A 20642-nucleotide genomic window follows, 5' to 3' on the forward strand; every position below is an offset into this window, starting at 1 on the left:
CGCGGGCGATGGCATTCGAGATTGTCGCCGCAATCGAGATCCTGGGGAGGAACACATGACCGTCTCAACCGCGCACGCCTATCGCACGCTGCCGCTGCCCGACTACAAGGAAAAGCCGGTCGAGGAGATGCGCGCCGGGGCGCAGTCGTTTTATGACGAGATCCGTACACGCCACACCGTGCGCGATTTCTCGACGCGGCCGGTGCCGCGCGACATCATCGAAACCTGCATCATGGCTGCCGGCACAGCACCCAACGGTGCCAACCATCAGCCCTGGCACTTCGCCGTCATTGGCGACGCCGACATCAAACGCCAGATTCGCGAAGCGGCCGAGATCGAGGAGCGCGCCTTCTACGAGGGCCGCGCCGGCGAGGAATGGCTGAAGGCTTTGGCGCCGCTCGGCACCGATGCCTCCAAGCCCTTCCTGGAAGAAGCGCCGTGGCTGATCTGCATCTTCGGCGAGCGCAAGAGCCGCTCGGCCGACGGTGTGTCGCGCAAGAATTATTACGTGCCCGAATCGGTCAGCATCGCCACCGGCTTCCTGATCGCCGCATTGCATCGCGCCGGCCTGGCGACGCTGACACATACGCCGAACCCGATGAGCTTCCTCAACGAGATCTGCGGCCGCGACCCGCACGACAAGCCCTATATCCTAATGGTCGTCGGCTACCCCAAGGAGGGCGCCACGATCCCCGTCCATGCCACCGAAAAGCGCCCGCTGTCGGAGATCGCGACGTTCCTGTGAGGGCCCTAAGACGAGGGCTCGCTCGTTAGCCTACTCCGCGGCGCCCTGGAAGGCGCTGGCGCCGGTGTCGAACTGGAGCTTGGCGAGACGGGCATAGATGCCGCCCTTGGCGACGAGGCTGGCATGCGTGCCTTCCTCGACGATGCGGCCACCATCCATGACAAGTATGCGGTCGGCCTTCAGCACGGTCGCCAGCCTGTGCGCGATGACGATGGTGGTGCGGCCCTGCATCAGGTGCTCGAGCGCGGTCTGCACCTGCCGCTCGCTGTCGGCGTCGAGCGCCGATGTCGCCTCGTCGAGCAGCAGGATCGGGGCGTCGCGCAGGATCGCTCGGGCGATGGCGATGCGCTGGCGTTGGCCGCCCGAGAGCGTCACGCCGCGTTCGCCGACTTCGGTGTCGTAACCGTTCTGCAGCTTTTCGATGAACTCGTCGGCGAGTGCTGCCTCGGCCGCCTTGACGATGTCGGCCTGCGATGCGCCGGGCCGGCCGAAGCCGATGTTCTCGCCCGCCGTGCTGGCAAACACGGTTACGTCTTGCGGTACGATGGCGATGCGGTCGCGCACGGCCTGCGGATCGGCCTTCTGGAGGTCGATGCCGTCGATCAGCACAGCACCGGCTTCGGGATCGTAGAAACGCAGCAGCAGTGAAAACACCGTGCTCTTGCCGGCGCCCGAGGGGCCGACGATGGCGACAGTCTCGCCCGGCTTCACAGCGAAGCTCAGCCCATGCACGGCGGCGCGGTCGGGCCTGACCGGGTAGGAGAAGGTCACGTCGCGGAATTCGATCGCGCCGCTGCTCCTGGCGGGCAGGGCGACCGGTGAGGCCGGTGCCGCGACGGTCGGCTGTTCAGCCAGGATCTCGGTGATGCGTTCGGCGGCACCGGCGGCGGAGCTGAGTTCGCCCCACACCTCCGACAGTGCGCCAAGCGCGCCGGCGGCAAACACCGAATAGAGCAGGAACTGGCCAAGCGTGCCGGGCGACACCACGCCTTCGAGCACGTCGCGCGAGCCGAACCACAAAACGGCAACGACCGAGGCGAAGATGGTGAAGATGGCAAAGAAGGTCAGCACGGCGCGGGCCAGCACCGAGGCGCGGGCGGCGTTGAAGGCAGTCTCGACGGCGGCGGCGAAGCGGCCGGTGACGAGCTTTTCGTTGGTGAAGGCCTGCAGCGTGCGGATGGCGCCGATCTGCTCGCTGGCAAAGGCCGTGGCGTCGGCAAGCGTGTCCTGCGCCAGCCGCGACTTGCGCCGCACCGAGCGGCCGAAGGCGACCAGCGGCAGCACGATCAAAGGAATCGCTGCGATGACGAGGCCCGACAGCTTGGGGCTGGTCACCACCATCATGGCGAGCGCGCCAAGGCCGAGGATGACGTTGCGCAGGGCGACCGAAGCGGTGGCGCCGACGGCCGACTTGATCTGGGTGGTGTCGGCGGCAAGCCGCGACACGATCTCGCCCGACATCGCCGTGTCGAAGAAGGCCGGCGACAGCGAGGTGACATGCGAAAAGACGTCGCGGCGGATGTCGGAGACGACGCGCTCGCCCAGCGTGATGACGAAATAGTAGCGGCAGGCCGAGGCCAGCGCGAGCAGGGCCGCGATCGCCACCAGCATGGCGAAGTATTTGGCGATGAAGTTCGAATCGGCCGAGGAGAAGCCGTGGTCGATCATCCGGCGCACGGCGATCGGCAGCGTCAGCGTGGTGACGGCGGCAGCGACCAGCGAAATGATGGCGCCGACGACCAGCCTGGGATAGCGATAGAGATAGGGCGAAAGCCTGCTCAGCGGGCGCAGCGAACGCCGGCGCTCTTCATTAGCGGCCGTTGTGGTGTTCGCCATGTCAATTCCCTCTCGGCCGCGGGCCATTTGCCGGCTGCGCGGCCTTGTGATTCGAAATCGGCTGATGTATAGGCACGCCGACCGTTTCTGAAGCCGTGGCCTATCTAGCCGTGGCTTCGAATTTTCGAAAGAGGCGCATCGCCGCAGGATACCTGCGCAAGCCGCGCCGCGACAGCAGGAACAGAGCGATGAAAGCCGATATCCATCCCGACTACCACACCATCAAGGTCGTCATGACCAATGGCACCGAATACCTGACCCGCTCCACCTGGGGCAAGGAAGGCGATACGATGAACCTCGATATCGACCCGACCACGCACCCGGCCTGGACCGGCGGCCAGCACAACCTGCTCGACCGCGGTGGCCGTCTGTCGAAGTTCAAGAAGCGCTACGAAGGCCTCGGCATCTAAGCCGGCCCGCTTCACCGAATACAAGAACCCGCCCTCGTGGCGGGTTTTTTGTTTGGCGGATCGTGTGCACGCGAGTGTAGCACAGACGCGTGAGGATGGGCCGGGCGCTGACGCCCTCCCTCTCCCTAAAACGCCCCAATCTCCCGCAGCGCCATCGCCTTGTAGTCGGCCACCAGCGCGTCTCCCTCAGCGCGTTCGACCGAGATCGCGAGCCGCATTGTCGCCTCGCCCAGCGACATGATTAGGAATGCCCTACGCTCGACCTCTGCCGCATCGGCGTCGGGCGCGACGCGGTGCCAGGCTTCCGCCAGCAGCGCGCCATTGGCCCTGGAGTCGCGCAGGTCGATGTCGCGCAGCGCCTTGTCAGCCTGCGTGCCCGACCAGATGTCGCGCATGACAGGTTCGGCGAGGAAGATGCCGTAATAGACGTCGATCAGCCCGCCGAAGGCGTCGATCAGCCCCTTCATGTCGCCCACGCCGGCGAGCCCATCCGAAATGCAGGCGCGGCCTTCGGCGTTGTAGCGCTCGGCCAGCGTGCGGATGATCGCGCCTTTGTCGGGAAAGTATTGGTAGAGCGAGCCGATCGACACGCCGGCGCGTTCAGCCACCTCGCCCATGCGCATGGCGTCGCTGCCGGCCTCGGCAACCAGCGCACTCGCCGCCTGCAGCATGCGCTCGACGCGCTCCTGGCTGCGTTTCTGGCTCGGCGCACGCCGCAGCGCCTGGCCCGAGCTGTCTTCGATCGCTTCCATGGTGTCTCGCCCGCAACGAATCCGCTTGACCTGCATAATATGAGGGTTTATCACATTTGCAAATGTGAGGATTACTCACATTAATGAAGGAGGCCAAAATGACCGCATCCCAGCATGACATGAAGCCCATTCTCATCCTTGGCGGCACCGGCAAGACCGGCCGCCGCATCGCCGAGCAGCTCGCAGCCCATGGCTTGCCGGTCCGCATCGGTTCGCGCAGTGCCACCCCGTCCTTCGACTGGGAGGATCCCAAGACCTGGGCCGCAGCTCTCGATGGCGTTCGCGCCGCCTATGTCTGCTATTACCCCGACCTTACCGTACCGGGTGCTGACGAGGCCGTCGGCGCCTTCGCCCAGCTTGCCGTCGCCATGGGGGTCAAGCGCCTGGTGCTTCTGTCCGGCCGCGGCGAACCCGCGGCGCAGCGGGCGGAGGAGCTGGTGCAGCAGTCCGGCGCCGACTGGACGATCCTGCGCTGCAGCTGGTTCATGCAGAATTTCAGCGAGAGCTTCTTGCTCGATGCAGTGCTTTCCGGGGAGGTGGCATTGCCAGTGGGAGCTGTCGGCGAGCCTTTCGTCGATTGCGACGACATCGCCGACGCCGCGGTCGCTGCCCTCACCGATGACCGCCACATCGGCCATCTCTACGAACTCACAGGGCCGCGCCTGCTGACCTTTGCCGAGGCTGCTGCCGAGATCGCCAGGGCCACCGGCCGTGATATCCGCTTTGTCGAGATCAGTATCGGCGACTTCAAGGCGGGCCTTATTGCAGCACAGCTGCCTGAGGATCTCGTCGGCCTGCTGATGATGCTGTTCACCGAGGTGCTCGATGGTCGCAACCAGCATGTTGTGGATGGCGTCAGCCGGGCGCTCGGCCGCCCCGCGCGCGACTTCACCGACTATGCCAACAATGCCGCCGCAACCGGTATCTGGGGAGAAGCACAATGATCGCGTCTGTTTTCACCGCACTCGTCTTCGTCGCCATGCTTGGCAGCGGTATCGCCGCCGGCCTGTTCTTCATCTTCTCCAACACCATCATGGCATCGTTCGCGCGGTTGCCGGTGCCGCAAGGCATCGCCGCCATGCAGCAGATCAACGTCACCATCATCAACCCGCTGTTCATGCTGGTGTTCATGGGGCTCGTGGTGCTGTCGCTGGTCCTCGGCGCCAAGGCGATCTTCGGCTGGAGCGAGGCGGGCGCGGCCTGGCTGCTGGCCGGCAGCGTCGCTTATCTCGTGGGCTGCTTCCTGGTGACTATGGTCTTCAACGTGCCGCTCAACGATGCGCTCGCCGCCGTCGATCCGGCAAGCGCCGATGGTACTGTGATGTGGGCGCGCTACCTCAAGGAGTGGCTGCCGTGGAACCATGTCCGCACGGTCGCATGCCTGGTGTCGCTGGCGTCGTTCGTCATGGCCTTTGCCCGCGCCGCATGACGCATCGGCCCGAAGATCGGGTTCGATCTCAGGAAAAGCACGATGCAAAAAGCAAGAAACTGAAATAGCCGGGGATGACCCGGCCTTTTCAGTCTCAAGCCTGGCGCTTCCAGCGCGCCACGGCGTGTTCGATCAGCCGGCCTACCAGATCGGGGTAAGGCACGCCGGAAGCCGCCATCGTCTTCGGATACATGCTGATGTTGGTGAAGCCGGGGATGGTGTTGACCTCGTTGACCAGTGCTGTGCCATCCGCCTTCACGAAGAAGTCGACGCGCGCCATGCTCTCGCAGCCGAGCGCCAAAAAGGCGTTGCGGGCGACCTCCTGCAGCTTTGTGGTGGCCGCCTCGGGCAGCTCCGCCGGGATGCGCAAGGCGGCGCCGTCGGCATCGATGTACTTGGCCTCGTAGGTGTAGAAGCCGTGGCTCGCCGCCGGCGCGATCTCGCCCGGCACGGAGACGGAGAGCGATCCATCGGGCGCCTCGAGCACGGCGAACTCGACCTCGCGGCCGGCGACGAATTCCTCGATCAGCACCTTGCGGTCATATTTGAAGGCCTCGGCCAGCGCCTTGTCCAGCTGCTCCGCCGTCTCGGCCTTGCTGACGCCGACGGATGAGCCTTGCCGCGCCGGCTTGACGAAAACAGGCAGCCCGAGCTCGGCCTTGATGGCGTCGAAAGACGGCCGGCCGCCAAAATGCACGGTCACGCCACGCGCGACCGGCACCCCGGCCTGTTTCATCAACCGCTTGGCAACGTCCTTGTCCATGGCGTTGGCCGAGCCGAGCACGCCGGAGCCGACGTAAGGAATGTCGGCCACCTCGGCGAGACCCTGGACCGCGCCATCCTCGCCGAACGGGCCATGCAGTACCGGAAACAGCACGTCGACCCTGGGCAGCTCGAATGGCGCTTCGCCGGCGGGTAGGGCGACCAGCCGTCCCTTTCCGCCGGGCACCAGCGCCACCTCAGTGCCGCCCACGGGCACGGCCTTGGGTAGCGCGCCGTCGCGGTCGAGCGCGGCCAGGAACCAGCGGCCGTCGCGCGCGACGCCGACAGGCACCACCTCGTATCTGGACGCGTCGATCGCCTTGACGACGTTGCTTGCCGACATGAGCGAGACGTCGTGCTCGGAGGAGCGTCCGCCGAAAAGAACTGCGATACGTGGTTTGGTGGTCATGGGTGCTTTCCGCCTGCCGCTGGGTTCGCGCCATGCCGTGGCGCGATGTCCTGCTTGCTCAGCAATTCGAACTTATCTGTGGCGTCGCGTCAGGGTTTGTGCGGCTTTCGCCGGCTCAGCCATTTTCCTTGGACGTGTGGCCCTTGCGGTCGGAATGGCCGAGGTCGCGCTCGGGGTCGATGATGTCGCGCACCAGCTGTTTCAGCTTGGCTGCATCGGGAAAGCCGCCGTCGCGCTTGCGGTCCCACACCAGCGTGTCGTTGCAGGTGATGGTGAACACCCCGCCCGTGCCCGGCACCAGCGTCACCTCGCCAAGCTCGGTGCCAAAGGTCGACAACAGCTCCTGCGCCATCCACCCGGCACGGAGCAGCCACATGCATTGGGTGCAGTAGGTGATGCGGATCTGGGGCAAAGGGGCGTCGGTCATGGGCAACCCGGTGCTGAGTGGTGCGTCCTTCGAGGCCCGCTTCGCGGGCACCTCAAGGATGAGGAAGGACCGTGCCGTCCCTCCAGCGGTCGATGTTCAGGCCTGTGGCAACACCAGGTCGTGCCGGCCGCCACGGTCCTCATCCTGAGGTGCTCGCCCCACGGGCGAGCCTCGAAGGACGCAGGACGAAAGCGTCAAACGAAAACGCCCCGGCGTTTTTCCGGGGCGTTCAAAGATTAAGCCGCGCTGAGCTTGGCCAGTGTTGCTTCGTCGACTTCGAAGTTGGCGTAGACGTTCTGCACGTCGTCGTCGTCTTCGAGCGTGCCGACGAGCTTCATCAGCGACTGGGCGCGTTCTTCGTCGACGGGGATGTTGTTCTGCGGCTTCCAGATGATCTTCACCGATTCGGCGTCACCGAGCGAGCTTTCGAGCGCCTTGGACACTTCGCTGAGGTTTTCGAAAGCGCAGGTGATGGTGTGGCCGTCCTCGTCGGACTGCACGTCGTCGGCGCCTGCCTCGATGGCGGCATCCATGACCTTGTCGGCGTCGCCGGCGGTTGCCGGATAGACGATTTCGCCGACGCGGTCCCACATGAACGACACCGAGCCGGTTTCGCCCAGTGCCCCGCCGGCCTTGGTGAAGGCCGCGCGCACGTTGGACGCCGAACGGTTGCGGTTGTCGGTCAGCGCCTCGACGATGAGGGCAACGCCACCTGGGCCATAGCCTTCGTAGCGCACTTCTTCATAGTTCTCGGCGTCGCCCATCGAGGCCTTGGAGATGGCGCGCGCGATGTTGTCCTTGGGCATCGACACGGCCTTGGCGTTCTGCACGGCAAGGCGAAGGCGCGGGTTCATCGTCGGGTCGGGCACGCCGGTCTTTGCTGCAACGGTGATTTCGCGTGCAAGCTTGGAGAACATCTTCGACCGCACCGCGTCCTGGCGGCCCTTGCGGTGCATGATGTTCTTGAACTGTGAATGGCCGGCCATGGGACCCCTGTTTGTCGCTTCGGCAGTGTTTGAATGGGCCGCCTTATAGATAAATCGGCTCAATACGTCCAGACATCTGGGCTTTCCGGTACTCGCGAAAACGTGACTCCGCGTGCTGCGTGGCTGCTGAGATAGTGTGTTTCAGCCCGAACGCCCGAGAGCACCATGCCCCTTCGCCTGTTCGTAGCCTGTCTCGCCACCTTGTTGTTCACTTCGATGCCGGCATGGACGGCGGACGATCAGGTGCCGAGCAAGTGCATGGCCATCGCCCAGGCGCTGCCGGAAGTGACCTATGCCAGCTTCACGCCGGCCCAGACATTCGTCGATGGCGACGTCACCATCACCTATGCCGGCCACTCGACCTATGTCATCGAGACGCCGGGCGGCGTGCGCATCGCCACCGACTACAGCGGCATCTACGGCGCAAACCCGCTGCCGCGCGTCGTCACCATGAACAAGGCGCACCGCACCCACTACACCGACCTGCCCGGCCAGGGTATCGAACATGTCCTGCGCGGCTGGAACCCCGATGGCGGGCCGGCCAGGCATGCGCTTGTGGTCGACGACGTCTATGTCCGCAACGTGCCGACCGATATCAGGCGCTTCGGTGAGATGGAGCGCGACGGCAATTCGATCTTCATCTTCGAGGTTGCCGGCCTGTGCATCGGCCATCTCGGCCATCTGCATCACCGGCTGGAAGATGCGCATTATGGCGCCATCGGCCGGCTCGACGTCGTCATGGTGCCGATCGACGGCGGCATGACCTTGTCGATCGATGCGATGACCGAGATCACCACCCGGCTCTATTCGTCGATGATCCTGCCGATGCACCGGCACTCAACCCCGATCGGCGAGTTCACCGGCATGATGGGCGATGGTTTTGCCGTCGAGTTCCGCAACCGCCGCTCGCTGAAGGTGTCGCTCAGGTCGCTGCCGCCGCGGCCGACGATCGTCATTCTCGACGGGGTCTGAAGCCGATGCTTAGTTCAGGGTCGGGGCTGCGGCCTCGGTCTGCAGTGCGCCGACCCGAACCATGTTTCGTCCGGCGTCCTTGGCTTCGTAGAGCGCGCGGTCGGCAGCCAGCATCATGCCGTCGAAATCCGTTTGCTCCCCGGGCGCACGCGTCGTCACGCCGATGCTGACGGTGGCCCAGACCTCGCCGCCTGATGGCATTGGGATCGCCTGTGTTTCAAGCGCCTGGCGGATGCGCTCGGCGAGCGAGGTTGCCGCGATCATGTCGAGACCCGGCAGCACCACGGCGAATTCTTCGCCGCCCATGCGGCCAAACAGGTCGGACGGGCGCAGCAAGCGAGAGACCAGGACGACGAATTCCTTCAACATCGCGTCGCCGCCGGCATGGCCGAAGCGGTCGTTGATGTTCTTGAAGTGATCGATGTCGAGCATCAGCAGTGCCGTGCCGTGGTCGCGGTTCACCTGCAGGCAGGCTTCGCTGCGTTCGATGAAGGCACCGCGCGACAGCGCGCCGGTGAGCGAGTCGTGGTTGGCAGCACGCGACAGGCGTTCGATCAGCTCGACGCGCGCGGCGTTGATGCTGGCAACCGTCAGCGGACACAGCGCCATCAATGCGATGCCGAGCCGCAGCGAGTCCAGCGAGCGTAGCGGATCGGGCAACTCGGGCAGCGGAATGAGATTTGCCGGGATCGAGATCAAAAGCCACGTGCACAGCAACATGGTCAGCACCGAAGTGGTGAATGTCCTGTAGGTCAGCGAGCACCACAGCAGGGCAGGGATGGGCATCGCCAGTGCGCCTGGCCCGCCCAGCATGATGGCGAGTGCTACCGAAGCCACAAGCACCAGCATCGGCAAGGCATGCTGGAGCAGGGCGGGCGACAAGCTGGCCGGCCAATGTTCGCGCAGCCTGCGGAAGCCGGGGAAGGTCAGCAGCACCGGAAGGATGATCAGGCTATTGACCAGTTCGGTGATGAACCAGAAGGTGATGCCGCTGAGGAAGTCCTTGCCAAACAGCAGGCGGGCGGCCCCGCCGCCGGCGGTGGACGCAGCCAGCGCCACCGCGCAGCAGATCGCGAAGAGGTGCAGCACCGATGACGGCCGCTGCAGCCAGCGGTCGCTCTCCGGCACCAGCCTGAACAGCAGGTATCCGGTCAGCGCCCCGGTGATGTTGGCGATCGTCAGCCACAAGGTGACGAAGAAATTTCCGCCCGTTGAAAGGTCGGCCACGATGTAGCCGACGAAGGCGGCGAGCCAGCCCAAGGGTGTGGCGAAGCTCGGGTTGCGGACCATCATGCCGAGCAGGAGAGCGTTCGCCGGCCAGACCGCGGCCAGGAAGCCGACCGGTCGTGTCAGTATGCCGAAGAACGATGCGAGGAAGACAATGCCGGCAACGATCAGAGCAATCGCAAGTTGCGGTTCAGTGTGCGGCCTGACAGGCAGTTCCCGGGTGGCAGTCAGCATTCCCCGTCCGTATGCAAATCCCTGCTCGGATTGTTGGCCAACAAGCGTTTATCCGAGCTTAATAAGTTCCTTCTGATGTACATTGTGATGCTCGCCACGTCCAAGCTTTTCGTTGGCCGTGGCGAGCGCGCCTCCCACAACCCATGGGCGCGGAAGGCATGACAGGTCAGGCGGCGATGCGCGGCTCAAGCTCCTCGATGGTGGCGTGACCGCGGAACCCGCCAGATGATATGGCGTCCCGTTCGTCCTCGATGGCATGGGCGAAGATCACCGCCGGGTCGGCTTCGAGCTTTGCCATGTGCTTGTGGATGCCGGGGAACTCACTCGCCATGTCGAACAAGTCGAGGTCCGAGCCCCAGCGCGCGATGCCGATGAAATAGGCGTCGGCCACCGTCCTGTGGTCGCCGACCAGCCATTCGCTGTTATCGAGCACGCCCTGAAGATAGGCGAAGGCATTCGCCGATTTCTCGCGGGCGAGTTTGCGCAGGAACGCCTTGCCCGCGTGGTCGTCGTCAGCGAGCTTGTATGCGTTCCAACCATAACCCAACGTCGAGTGCAGGGTCGTATGGAGATAGGCCAGCATCCAGTTCAGCTCGTCGAACGCCTTGCTGCCCTGGGCGAAGCCAAGACCCTTGTCGAGGCCGCGGGCGGCGATGTTGTGCAGGATCGCCAGGCTTTCAGTCAGCGGCCTGCCGTCTGCCGTGATCATTGCCGGCGTCTGGCCGAGCGGGCTGATCTTCTCGAAGCCCGGCGAGTCTTCCACCATGTCAATGCGGTGCAGGCGGTAGGGTAGGCCGAGCCATTCGAGCGCAACGATCGAGCCGAACGAGCAGCCATGCGGCACGCCGTAGAAGAGCACAGGTTCCATGTCATATCCTCTTGAAATCGGACCGCGAAACAGTCGCGGCGTGCCGCAGAACCTATGCATTGAACTCGTTCCAACAAGTACCTACATTTTGGTAAGGTACTGACTTCAAAGTAAGAATTGAGGATCTCGTGGCGAAGACCCAACCAGAAAGTTGTGGCCTCGGCCCCGCCTTCCAGGTGATCGGCGGCAAGTGGAAGGCGCTGATCCTGTGGCTGCTGCACACCGAGCCGCGCCGCTTCGGCGAGCTCAAGCGGCTGGTGCCCGATATCAGCGAGAAGATGCTGATCCAGCAACTGCGTGAAATGGAGGCCGATGGCCTCGTCCACCGCGAGATCTTCCACGAAGTGCCGCCGCGGGTCGAGTATTCGGCGACGCCGCTCGGTCAGTCGCTCGACGAAGCACTCGGACCGCTCGCCAGTTGGGGCAAGGAGCATGGTGCCACCATCGAGGCGCGAAAGGCGAAGATCGCCTAGTCACGGGCTGACATCAAAGCTCGGACCGCGTCTCAGCCTTCCAGGTCGAGCTTCAGCCGATCGAGAATGCTCATCGCGTGGCTGGCATATTCGCTGATCCAGCGGTCGTGGATTTCTTTGATCGGCAGCGAGTTGAGGTGGTTCCAGCGCTCGCGCCCCTCGCGCCGGGCGACCACCAGATCGGCCTCCTCCAGAACCTTCAGATGCTGCATCACGGTGCAGCGGTCCATGTCGTCGAAGCGCTCGCACAGGGCGCCCGTCGTCTGCGCGCCATCCTTCAGCACGTCCAGCATCAATCGCCGGCGCGGATGCGCCAGGGCCTTGAAAACATTGTCGTCTTTCGAATCTCTTGACATGTTATAATTTTATAACACATTATTGCCGCGTGCAAGCATAGGAGGCTCACAATGTCCTTGGGGTTCAAGGTTTCGGGGCGTATCGCCAAGCCCGTCCACGAGGTGTTCGACGCGGTCGTCAATCCGAAGAAGCTGGGCGGCTATTTCACCACGCTGAACGGCGCCAGCGCGCCGCTGGTCGCTGGTACCACCGTCACCTGGTGGGGTTCGGTGCCGGTCGAGGTCGACGAGATCGAGTTGGACAAGCGCATCGTGCTGCGCTGGGACGCCGAGGTGGCCGAGGGCCAGCCGGCTTACAAGACCAGAATCGAGATGGGCTTCGATGTGCTCGAGGACGGCTCGACCTTCGTCACCATCGGTGAATCCGGCTGGGTCGAGGACGCGGTCGGACGCAAGGCGTCCTACGGCAACTGCGAGGGCTGGGCCGAGATGCTGTCGGCGATGAAGGCCTGGCTCGAATACGGCATCAACCTGCGCGAGGGTTTTTACCCCTCCGAGATGCGCGGCCAACTGCCAACGACAAGCGAACGCAAGTGAGGAGGGAAAACATGGGTGCAAGGATCCAAGGCGGCATCAACATCGCCATGAAGGTGCCGAGCCACCAGTACGAGGCGACCATCGCCTTCTACCGCGACGTGGTCGGCCTCGAAGCCATCCCGGAGAAGCTGCCAGCCGTGGGATTCAAGCTCGGGCCGAACCGGCTCTGGATCGACGAGGCTCCGACAATGAGCCAGGCCGAGGTCTGGCTGGAGCTGTTTACGCCGGATTTTGCCGGCACGCTCAAGCAACTCGGCGATGCGGGCGCAGTGCGCTGCGACCCGATCGAGCCGCTCGGCGAGACCTTTCGCGGCGGCTGGATCATGAACCCGGCCAACATCGTGCACATGGTGCGCGAACCCGACGCCTGGTGAGCCTGAAACAGATCGAGCGGCGGGGCACTCCCGCCGCCCGATCCCGTCAAACCGCGTGGAACCGCACCTCGCCATTGGCGAGGAAGCAGGCCTTGTCGAACAGCTTGAGATCGAGCGGGTTGGGCAACCTGACGTCGTCCAGGTCCGGCACCACCTTAGCCGACGGGTCGTAGGAGCGGTCGATCTGCGAGATCATGACCACGATCAGCCCCTCGTCGCGTGCCAGTGACTTGAGTGCCCGCACCTGCTCCATCAGCTCCGGATTGTCGCGTTTCTGGTCGAGCAGCTGCAGATAGTCGACCACCACCACCGTGCCACGCTGCGCGGTTGCCATGCGCCCGGCGATGTGGGCGGCGCTGATCGTGTCGGAGCTGTCGAGCTCGAACAGGCCGCCAAACTGCGCCGGGTCGGCGCCGATCTTTCCGAAGCGGTCGAGCACTTCCTTCTCGGTGTATTCAAGGGTGAAGAAGCTGCCGCGATGGCCAGCCTTCATCGCTTCGACGGCGAGTTCGAGGCCCATCAGCGTCTTGCCCTGGCCCGGTCGTGCGCCGAGCAGCACCATGTCGCCGGGGGTGAGCCGCGCGAACAGTTTTGCCGCCGGCCGCACGGCAGCGGCCTTGGCGGCAAGCAGGCTCCAGCCGGCGACGCCTTCGTCGGCAGCGACCTGGTCGAGCGCTTCGTGGAGAGGGATTGTCTTCGTCCTGGCCAGAAGCCTGGCCTTGCGCTTCAGCATGGGAATGGGCGCGGAAAGTTTCATTGAGCGAACCTCCAGATACGAGCTGTCGTCGCAACCCCTCCTTATGCACGTGCTCGAACAGATGGTTCGGTGATTTAGGCACCCTGCACGAAATGTACTTTCCCGCTGGAGGGGGGAGGCGTGGGCCGCGCCAGAATCAGATGATAGCCCGGTTCCGGCCGGCGTGAAATCGCTGGCCGAGACGAAAACGGCGGGCTTTTGGCCCGCCGTTCGTCCTGTCCGTCAGTGGCCGGCGCCGCTTTTCCTGCGGCGGTTCCGCTGCAGCATGTTGAGGCCCTCGACCAGCGCCGAGAAGCCCATGGCGGCGTAGATGTAGCCCTTGGGCACATGGTAGCCGAAGCCGTCGGCAATCAGCGTCATGCCGATCATCAGCAAGAAGCCGAGCGCCAGCATGACGATCGTCGGGTTCTTCTCGATGAACTTGGCGAGCGGAGTCGCGGCCAGCAGCATCACGGTCACGGCAACGATCACGGCGATGTACATGATGCCGATCTCGTCGGTCATGCCGACAGCGGTGATGATCGAGTCGATCGAGAACACCAGGTCGAGCAGCAAGATCTGGAAGATCGCAGCACCCATCGAAAGCTGCAGCGTCCGCGACACCATTTCGTCCTTGTGGTCCTCGGGATCGACCGAGTGGTGGATCTCCTTGGTCGCCTTCCATACCAGGAACAGGCCGCCGGCGATCAGGATCAGGTCGCGCCAGGAGAAGCCATGGCCGAACGCCGTGAAGACGGGCGCCGTCAGCGCAACGATGAAGGAGATCGTGGCCAGCAGCACGAGCCGCATGATCAGTGCCGCGCCGATGCCGAGCCGCCGCGCCTTGGCGCGCTGGTGCTCGGGCAATTTGTTGGTCAGGATCGAGATGAAGATCAAATTGTCGATGCCGAGCACGACCTCGAGCGCGATCAGGGTCAGCAGCGCCACCCAGGCGGTCGGGTCGTTGATGAAGCCGAAATACGGCGCCAGGAATTCGATCATCTAAGTGTCCCCGTTGTTTTTCTGAATAATTTTCGAGCGGCCGGCGGCCGCTCTTTCCGCACATGCAAAGCCAAAGGCATCGCGCGTCCAAATGAACGCGCCGTACTCTAACATTTGCTGACGTGCGGCGGGCAAGTAGGTTTCCACTGGCCCCTCGTCAATGTCAGGACCAGAAGGATGGGACGGTTTCTTCGAGCCGGGGCCCGCGACGCAATGGCGCAACCCGTTCGGCGAGGCCGGTGCGGTCGGAGATGTCGACGCCGACGCCGCAGATGGTGGCCGGGCCGTTGGCCGCCTCGAAGCGGCCCTTCGGCACCTTCGACAGGAAGCGGTTGAGCGGCTCTTCCTTGTCCATGCCGAGCGAGGAATCGTAGTCGCCGCACATGCCGGCATCGGTCAGATAGGCCGTGCCGCCATTGAGGATCTGGTGGTCGGCGGTCGGCTGGTGGGTATGCGTGCCGACAACGAGGCTGGCGCGGCCGTCGACGAAATGCGCGAAGCACATCTTCTCGCTCGTTGCCTCGGCGTGGAAGTCGATCACCACGGCATCGGCCTGTTCGCCCAGCGGGCAGGCGGCCAGTTCGCGCTCGCCGGCCTGGAACGGGTCGTCGAGTTCGGGGTGCATGAACACCCGGCCCATGATGTTGGACACCAGAACACGCGCGCCGTTCTTCGCGATGTACAGGCCTGAGCCGCGCCCCGGCGTGCCCTTCGGAAAATTGGCCGGGCGCAGGAAACGCTCCTCGCGGGGCGCAAAGGCCAGCGCCTCGCGCTGATCCCAGACGTGATTGCCCGTCGTCACCACATCGGCGCCGGCAGCAATCGTTTCGCGGAAAATCTCTTCAGTAATGCCGAAGCCGCCGGCGGCGTTCTCGCCATTGACGATGACAAAATCGAGCCGGAAATCCGAAATCAGGCCGGGCAGCTGGTTCCACACCGCTGTGCGTCCGGCCTTGCCCACCATGTCGCCAAGAAAAAGAAGTCTCATAAAAAATGCTTCTACAGGGCCAGTGCGAAATCATGCAAGTGGAGTAGGCCGAATTTGCCCGATCCGCGCCGGCCGATCACTTCACGCCTGCTCGAACCGGCGCAACCCGCTTTCCGTCAGGATTTCGGGGATGATCACGTCGTGGTTCTCGTCGGGAACGCGCTCGACCTCCTGGCAGTCGAAAGCGATGCCGACCAGCCTGGGCTCGATGCCCTTGTCCTGCAGCTTGGAGATCGCCCGGTCGTAATAGCCGGCGCCATAGCCGATGCGGTGGCCGCGCGCGTCGAAGGCTGCCAGCGGCACCAGCATGATCTCGGGGTCCAGCACCTCGGCTTCCTCATGTGGTCCGACGGTGCCAAAACCCATGTCGACCATCGGCGCGCCGCGCACCAGTTCGCGGAAAACGATGGTGTGCTTGTCGAGGATGGCCGGCAGGCACAGCCGGGCGCCATGCTCACGCAGCGCAAACATCATCGGCCTGACGTCGACCTCCGAGCGCATCGGCCAGAAGCCGGAGACGATTGTGCCGGGATCGAACCGGAGATTGTCGCGCGCGGTCTCCGCCATCTCCAGCGACGCCTCGATGCGCCAGAACTGGTCGAGCGCATCGCGCCGGGCCAGCGCTTCCTTGCGCAACTGCTTCTTGATCTCGCGATGGGAAGTCATGCCGTGCCCCATTTTCCTGTCGTAGCAGGTGTTTGGCACACCGATTGCCGCATCGGCAACGCGGAAACCGACGCTTTAAGGGCGTGGGTAGACAGGTTTTATCCGGGTGGGGAGGGTGACGATCCACGCAACCGGTGATGAAGTCGATCCCGGAGACCTACAAAGTAGGTGGGCGCCGTGTGAAAAGACCCACGGGTCTTCCCAGGGACAGCTCCCTAAGGATCGTTAAGGCCCCGGGGAAAATGCTCTCCTGCCGAGAAGCGCAGACCGTCACCGCCAATATAGGCGCTGTGGCCGCGATGCGCCATGGCAATGCGACGGTTCGTGCAACGATATTTGCGAGCCCGTTGCGATCTTCTGCTGCAAGAGGAAAAGGGACGTCGCTTGCCCCTTAGCCCACACCTCCCTAGTGTCGGCGCCGACGAATTTGGAGTTACGCATGCGCTTTGAAGGAACGTCGGCTTATGTCGCCGACAAGGATTTGATGGTGGCGGTCAATGCGGCGATCGCGCTGGAGCGGCCGCTGCTGGTCAAGGGCGAGCCGGGCACCGGCAAGACCGAGCTGGCCCGCCAGGTCGCCGCTGGCCTCGGCCTCGAGATGATCGAGTGGAACGTCAAGTCGACCACCAAGGCGCAGCAGGGGCTCTACGAATATGATGCCGTGTCGCGCCTGCGCGACAGCCAGCTCGGCGACGGCCGCTTCAACGACATCAAGAACTACATCAAGCGCGGCAAGCTGTGGGATGCTTTCGCCGCCGGCAGGAAAGTCGTTCTGCTGATCGACGAGATCGACAAGGCCGACATCGAGTTCCCCAACGATCTGTTGCAGGAACTCGATCGCATGGAGTTCTTCGTCTACGAGACCGGCGAGACGATCCGCGCCGAGGTGCGCCCGATCGTCATCATCACCTCGAACAACGAGAAGGAGCTGCCCGACGCCTTCCTGCGCCGCTGCTTCTTCCACTACATCCGCTTCCCCGACGTCGAGACGCTGCACAAAATCGTCGAGGTCCATTATCCCGGCATCAAGCAGAACCTTGTCCGCGCGGCACTGACCCAGTTCTATGAGATCCGCGAAGTGGCCGGCCTCAAGAAGAAGCCGTCGACCTCGGAAGCGCTCGACTGGATCCGGCTGCTCGTTGCCGACGATGTCGCGCCCGAGGACCTGCGTGCCGACCCGAAGAACGCGCTGCCCAAGCTGCACGGCGCGCTGCTCAAGAACGAGCAGGACGTGCATCTTTTCGAGCGCCTGGCGTTCATGGCGCGGCGGCAGGGGTAGGAGTGGTCCGCGTAGCGGACGAAAAGCCAACGACTTGGCTTGTCGAGCGACGAACGCCCGAAGCCATAGCGAAGGGCAGGTGCGCGTCATTGCCCGGCCTTTGCTGGGCACCGCCCGGCCAATCCATTCCCATGCTGTGGACCGTTGGCCGCGCCAAATTGCTCAGGCAGTTTGCGCGCAATCGATCCACTCACGGAAGGCAAAGCCATGACCGACATCACAATTCGCCCGCTCGAGCTTGCCGACCACGCCGAATGGCGCCGGTTGTGGACCGCCTATCTCGATTTCTACAACACGGTGTTGCCCGAAAAGATCTACGAGCTCGCGTGGAAGCGCCTGTTCACCGAGGGCGAGTTCGAGCCCAAGGGCCTGATCGCCACCGTCGATGGCAAGGCGGTTGGGCTTACCCATTACCTCTACCACCGCTCGGGCTGGTCGGAAGCCAACAACTGCTACCTGCAGGATCTGTTCGCCGACCCGGCGGCGCGCGGCAAGGGCGTGGGTGCCGCCCTGATCGAGGCCGTGAAGCAGGAAGCTGCCAAACTCGGCGTCACCAATGTCTACTGGATGACCCACGAGACCAACGCCACGGCGCGCAAGCTCTACGACCGCGTCGCCCGCCGCACCGGCTTCATCGAATACGATCTGCTGTAGAAATCTGTGGGCCGGGGCCGCGGGCGATCAGCCCGCGGTCTTTGCCACCCACTGGTGCCACTGGGCTGCGTTGCCACGGAAGACGTTGAGGTCGATCTTGCCGTCGACGCCATGCGACAGGCCCGAGCCCGAATACTGCCAGAACACCCAGTTGCGGCCGGGATAGACCTTGGATGGCGGCTCGGCCACGGCGCGCAGCCAGAACGGATAGTTCTGGAAGTGGCCACGCAGATTGTCGCGGTAGAAGTCGGGCGCGGTGTAGATGACCGGACGCTGGCCATAATGGCGCTCCAGCTTGTCCATGAAGACCTGCATCTTCTCGCGGATCTTTTCCGGGTTGTGGCGCCGCTTGCAGCTCGATTCGCCGTTGTATTCGACGTCGATGACCGGCGGCAGCGCGCCAGGAACCTTGGGCACGTTGCGGATGAACCAGTCGGCCTGCTCGCCGGCGGTGCGGCACCAGTAGAAGAAGTGATAGGCGCCGCGCTTCAGGCCGGCGGCCTCGGCCGCGCGCCAGTTCTTGCGGAACATCGGGTCGAGATGGTCGCCGCCGTCGGTGGCCTTGATGTAGGCGAAGTTGGCGCCCTGCGTGCGCAGCTTCGGCCAGTCGATCTCGCCCTGCCAGCGTGAGACGTCGACGCCATGGACGGCGAAGTTCTTGGGCGACATGGCCTTGCCGAAGTTGATCGGCTTGGCGTCGCGGAAGCGGCGGCCGTAGATCTGGCCCGGCGCAAAAGGCGTTGCCTTCATCGGCCGCGACGGCGCAATCAGCGCGATCGGCTTGGTGTCGGGCGTCGGCATGTCTTCAAGCTCGATGGCGGGTTCCATCGGCGTTTGCGGCATCGGCGTGGGCATTGCCATCGCCACCTGCACCGGCGGTGCGGTCATCGTGGCCACTTCGACGGGTGCGGCCATGACCGGCTGGGGCGCGGGCGCCTGTGCGACCATTGGTGCGATGTCGGCGGAGGGCCTGATCACCGAACTCGTCGTCTCAGGCGAGGGCGACGACTGCTCCATCAGGCTGCCGAGGCCCGAGCTCGAGGTGCAGCCGGCAAGAGCCAGGCTGGCGAGAACGATCGCTGACGCCGCTGAGAAACGCATAGGTACCCGTACGCAAAACAAACTCGGATCGGAGGCAGACTCGCCCCCGCTTCCCCACTGACGGCAATTGCTAACGGGAAATTACCAAGAAAGACTGAATCCGATTTTTACTTTAATTAGATTTTGGGTGTTGCAACGCTGCCAATATGTCGATGCTGCGATTGCAGGCCATGGCTGCGGCATCGGCGGACTTGCCTGCGCGAGCGCGCCGAAGCAAAGTGCCCGCCATGTTCATACCCTTCTTCCTCGAGCTCAAGGCGGCCAAGGTTCCGGTGTCGCTGCGTGAATACCTGTCCCTGCTGGAGGCGCTCGACGCCGATCTCGTCAGCTATGACGTCGAGGGCTTCTACTATCTCGCCCGTGCGGCGCTGGTGAAGGACGAGCGCCATATCGACCGCTTCGACAAGGTCTTCTCGCATTATTTCAAAGGCGTGGAGGCCGTTGCGGGCGAGGGCGGTGTCGACGTCGCCAACATCCCGGAGGAGTGGCTGCGCCGCCTCGCTGAGAAGACGCTGACCGACGAGGAGAAAAAACTTGTCGAGGCGCTGGGCGGCTTCGACAAGTTGATGGAGACGCTGAAGCAGCGGCTCGAAGAGCAGAAGGGCCGCCACCAGGGCGGCTCCAAGTGGATCGGCACTGCCGGCACCTCGCCCTTCGGCGCCTATGGCTACAATCCCGAAGGCGTGCGCATCGGCCAGGAGACGAGCCGCCATCGCCGCGCGGTCAAGGTGTGGGACAAGCGCGAGTTCCGCAATTTCGACGATTCCGTCGAGCTCGGCACGCGCAACATCAAGGTGGCGCTCAAGCGCCTGCGCCGCTGGGTGCGTGAGGGCGCCGAGGAAGAGCTCGATCTGCCCGGCACAATCCACGCCACGGCCGACCACGGCTATCTCGACGTCAAGACGCGACCCGAGCGGCGCAACGCCGTCAAGCTTCTGATGTTCTTCGACGTCGGCGGCTCGATGGACGACCATATCAAGGTGGTCGAAGAGCTGTTTTCGGCGGCACGCGTCGAGTTCCGCCAGCTCGAATATTTCTACTTCCACAACTGCCTCTACGAAGGCGTCTGGAAGGACAACCGCCGCCGCCATGCCGAGGTCATTCCGACGCTCGACGTGCTGCACAAATACGGCCACGACTACAAGGTCATCTTCGTCGGCGACGCCTCGATGAGCCCCTACGAGATCGCCTATGCCGGCGGTTCGGTCGAGCACTGGAATCCGGAGCCGGGCGCGCTCTGGCTGCGCCGCGTGCTTGACCAGTGGCCCAACGCCGTCTGGCTCAACCCGACGCAGGAAAAGCACTGGGGCTACACGAGCTCGATCAAGATGATCTCGGAAATCTTCGCCGACCGCATGTACCCGCTGACGCTCGCCGGGCTGGAAGCTGCGACGAAGCAGCTGTCGCGGAAGCACTGAG

Annotated in this window: 24 protein-coding genes and 1 other RNA gene; 11 read left to right on the plus strand and 14 right to left on the minus strand. The window is 64.0% G+C overall.

Annotation, left to right across the window (positions count from 1 at the left end):
* Positions 1–55: 55 nt before the first annotated feature.
* Complete coding sequence (locus ACSQ3E_RS20085) at positions 56–745, plus strand: nitroreductase family protein (RefSeq protein ID WP_436124037.1); 690 nt, start codon at positions 56–58, stop codon at positions 743–745.
* Between the two features lie 30 nt (positions 746–775).
* Here the strand turns inward: ACSQ3E_RS20085 and ACSQ3E_RS20090 are convergent, their stop codons facing one another.
* Positions 776–2581, minus strand: a complete 1806-nt coding sequence (locus ACSQ3E_RS20090) for an ABC transporter transmembrane domain-containing protein (protein ID WP_436124038.1) — start codon at positions 2579–2581, stop codon at positions 776–778.
* 188 nt (positions 2582–2769) lie between these two features.
* On the opposite strand from ACSQ3E_RS20090, the gene rpmE reads away from it, so the two are divergent.
* Positions 2770–2991, plus strand: a complete 222-nt coding sequence (gene rpmE / locus ACSQ3E_RS20095; RefSeq protein WP_067956883.1) for a 50S ribosomal protein L31 — start codon at positions 2770–2772, stop codon at positions 2989–2991.
* Between the two features lie 125 nt (positions 2992–3116).
* Here rpmE and ACSQ3E_RS20100 read toward each other — a convergent pair whose 3' ends face one another.
* Positions 3117–3743 carry a TetR family transcriptional regulator gene (locus ACSQ3E_RS20100; protein WP_436124039.1) on the minus strand — a complete coding sequence of 209 codons (627 nt, stop codon included), beginning with the start codon at positions 3741–3743 and terminating at the stop codon, positions 3117–3119.
* Between the two features lie 98 nt (positions 3744–3841).
* Here ACSQ3E_RS20100 and ACSQ3E_RS20105 point away from each other — a divergent pair, with 98 nt between their 5' ends.
* The gene (locus tag ACSQ3E_RS20105) at positions 3842–4687 is read left to right on the plus strand and encodes an NAD(P)H-binding protein (RefSeq protein ID WP_436124040.1); all 846 of its coding nucleotides are present in this window, start codon (positions 3842–3844) and stop codon (positions 4685–4687) included.
* On the plus strand, positions 4684–5172 hold the full coding sequence (locus ACSQ3E_RS20110) for a DUF1772 domain-containing protein (RefSeq protein ID WP_436124041.1): 489 nt from the start codon (positions 4684–4686) through the stop codon (positions 5170–5172). Before ACSQ3E_RS20105 ends, ACSQ3E_RS20110 begins: the two co-directional genes overlap by 4 nt.
* A gap of 94 nt (positions 5173–5266) precedes the next feature.
* On the opposite strand, the gene ACSQ3E_RS20115 is transcribed toward ACSQ3E_RS20110, so the two are convergent.
* The 3 genes from ACSQ3E_RS20115 to ACSQ3E_RS20125 form a co-directional block, all read right to left on the minus strand.
* Positions 5267–6343, minus strand: coding sequence for a D-alanine--D-alanine ligase family protein (locus tag ACSQ3E_RS20115; RefSeq protein ID WP_436124042.1), 1077 nt, complete (start codon positions 6341–6343; stop codon positions 5267–5269).
* A gap of 115 nt (positions 6344–6458) precedes the next feature.
* Positions 6459–6770 carry a SelT/SelW/SelH family protein gene (locus ACSQ3E_RS20120; RefSeq protein WP_436124043.1) on the minus strand — a complete coding sequence of 104 codons (312 nt, stop codon included), beginning with the start codon at positions 6768–6770 and terminating at the stop codon, positions 6459–6461.
* A gap of 236 nt (positions 6771–7006) precedes the next feature.
* Positions 7007–7756: a YebC/PmpR family DNA-binding transcriptional regulator gene (locus ACSQ3E_RS20125; RefSeq protein ID WP_310321132.1), complete on the minus strand. Its 750-nt coding sequence runs from the start codon at positions 7754–7756 to the stop codon at positions 7007–7009.
* 165 nt (positions 7757–7921) lie between these two features.
* Between ACSQ3E_RS20125 and ACSQ3E_RS20130 the strand changes: the two genes are divergently transcribed.
* Positions 7922–8728: an MBL fold metallo-hydrolase gene (locus ACSQ3E_RS20130; protein WP_436124044.1), complete on the plus strand. Its 807-nt coding sequence runs from the start codon at positions 7922–7924 to the stop codon at positions 8726–8728.
* 9 nt (positions 8729–8737) lie between these two features.
* Here the strand turns inward: ACSQ3E_RS20130 and ACSQ3E_RS20135 are convergent, their stop codons facing one another.
* Together ACSQ3E_RS20135 and ACSQ3E_RS20140 are read right to left on the minus strand one after the other, a co-directional pair.
* A complete protein-coding gene (locus tag ACSQ3E_RS20135; RefSeq protein ID WP_436124045.1) occupies positions 8738–10189 on the minus strand; it encodes a diguanylate cyclase in 1452 nt (483 codons plus the stop codon).
* A gap of 166 nt (positions 10190–10355) precedes the next feature.
* Positions 10356–11057 (minus strand): glutathione S-transferase family protein, encoded by a 702-nt coding sequence (locus tag ACSQ3E_RS20140; protein WP_436124046.1) that lies wholly within the window; start codon positions 11055–11057, stop codon positions 10356–10358.
* 128 nt (positions 11058–11185) lie between these two features.
* On the opposite strand from ACSQ3E_RS20140, the gene ACSQ3E_RS20145 reads away from it, so the two are divergent.
* Complete coding sequence (locus tag ACSQ3E_RS20145; protein WP_310321140.1) at positions 11186–11530, plus strand: winged helix-turn-helix transcriptional regulator; 345 nt, start codon at positions 11186–11188, stop codon at positions 11528–11530.
* Positions 11531–11562: 32 nt separating this feature from the next.
* Here the strand turns inward: ACSQ3E_RS20145 and ACSQ3E_RS20150 are convergent, their stop codons facing one another.
* Positions 11563–11886: an ArsR/SmtB family transcription factor gene (locus ACSQ3E_RS20150; protein ID WP_436124047.1), complete on the minus strand. Its 324-nt coding sequence runs from the start codon at positions 11884–11886 to the stop codon at positions 11563–11565.
* Positions 11887–11937: 51 nt separating this feature from the next.
* On the opposite strand from ACSQ3E_RS20150, the gene ACSQ3E_RS20155 reads away from it, so the two are divergent.
* Positions 11938–12423: an SRPBCC domain-containing protein gene (locus ACSQ3E_RS20155; protein ID WP_436124048.1), complete on the plus strand. Its 486-nt coding sequence runs from the start codon at positions 11938–11940 to the stop codon at positions 12421–12423.
* 11 nt (positions 12424–12434) lie between these two features.
* Positions 12435–12797: a hypothetical protein gene (locus tag ACSQ3E_RS20160; RefSeq protein ID WP_436124049.1), complete on the plus strand. Its 363-nt coding sequence runs from the start codon at positions 12435–12437 to the stop codon at positions 12795–12797.
* 46 nt (positions 12798–12843) lie between these two features.
* Here the strand turns inward: ACSQ3E_RS20160 and ACSQ3E_RS20165 are convergent, their stop codons facing one another.
* The 5 genes from ACSQ3E_RS20165 to ssrS form a co-directional block, all read right to left on the minus strand.
* Complete coding sequence (locus tag ACSQ3E_RS20165) at positions 12844–13554, minus strand: DNA helicase (RefSeq protein WP_436124050.1); 711 nt, start codon at positions 13552–13554, stop codon at positions 12844–12846.
* A 222-nt stretch (positions 13555–13776) separates the two neighbouring features.
* Positions 13777–14535, minus strand: coding sequence for a TerC family protein (locus ACSQ3E_RS20170; protein WP_310321152.1), 759 nt, complete (start codon positions 14533–14535; stop codon positions 13777–13779).
* A gap of 163 nt (positions 14536–14698) precedes the next feature.
* Complete coding sequence (locus tag ACSQ3E_RS20175) at positions 14699–15523, minus strand: TIGR00282 family metallophosphoesterase (RefSeq protein ID WP_310321155.1); 825 nt, start codon at positions 15521–15523, stop codon at positions 14699–14701.
* A gap of 81 nt (positions 15524–15604) precedes the next feature.
* Positions 15605–16189: a 5-formyltetrahydrofolate cyclo-ligase gene (locus ACSQ3E_RS20180; protein ID WP_436124051.1), complete on the minus strand. Its 585-nt coding sequence runs from the start codon at positions 16187–16189 to the stop codon at positions 15605–15607.
* Positions 16190–16305: 116 nt separating this feature from the next.
* Positions 16306–16461: non-coding RNA, 6S RNA (gene ssrS, locus ACSQ3E_RS20185), on the minus strand.
* 167 nt (positions 16462–16628) lie between these two features.
* On the opposite strand from ssrS, the gene ACSQ3E_RS20190 reads away from it, so the two are divergent.
* Both ACSQ3E_RS20190 and ACSQ3E_RS20195 read left to right on the plus strand, forming a co-directional pair.
* Positions 16629–17468 carry an AAA family ATPase gene (locus ACSQ3E_RS20190; protein ID WP_436124052.1) on the plus strand — a complete coding sequence of 280 codons (840 nt, stop codon included), beginning with the start codon at positions 16629–16631 and terminating at the stop codon, positions 17466–17468.
* A gap of 207 nt (positions 17469–17675) precedes the next feature.
* On the plus strand, positions 17676–18122 hold the full coding sequence (locus tag ACSQ3E_RS20195) for a GNAT family N-acetyltransferase (RefSeq protein ID WP_310321163.1): 447 nt from the start codon (positions 17676–17678) through the stop codon (positions 18120–18122).
* A gap of 27 nt (positions 18123–18149) precedes the next feature.
* On the opposite strand, the gene ACSQ3E_RS20200 is transcribed toward ACSQ3E_RS20195, so the two are convergent.
* On the minus strand, positions 18150–19223 hold the full coding sequence (locus ACSQ3E_RS20200) for a GH25 family lysozyme (protein ID WP_436124053.1): 1074 nt from the start codon (positions 19221–19223) through the stop codon (positions 18150–18152).
* Between the two features lie 227 nt (positions 19224–19450).
* On the opposite strand from ACSQ3E_RS20200, the gene ACSQ3E_RS20205 reads away from it, so the two are divergent.
* On the plus strand, positions 19451–20641 hold the full coding sequence (locus tag ACSQ3E_RS20205; RefSeq protein ID WP_436124054.1) for a vWA domain-containing protein: 1191 nt from the start codon (positions 19451–19453) through the stop codon (positions 20639–20641).
* The last annotated feature ends 1 nt before the right edge of the window (position 20642 follow it).

Source organism: Aminobacter sp. LjRoot7 (assembly GCF_964252895.1).
GTDB classification, from domain to species: domain Bacteria; phylum Pseudomonadota; class Alphaproteobacteria; order Rhizobiales; family Rhizobiaceae; genus Aminobacter; species Aminobacter aminovorans_B.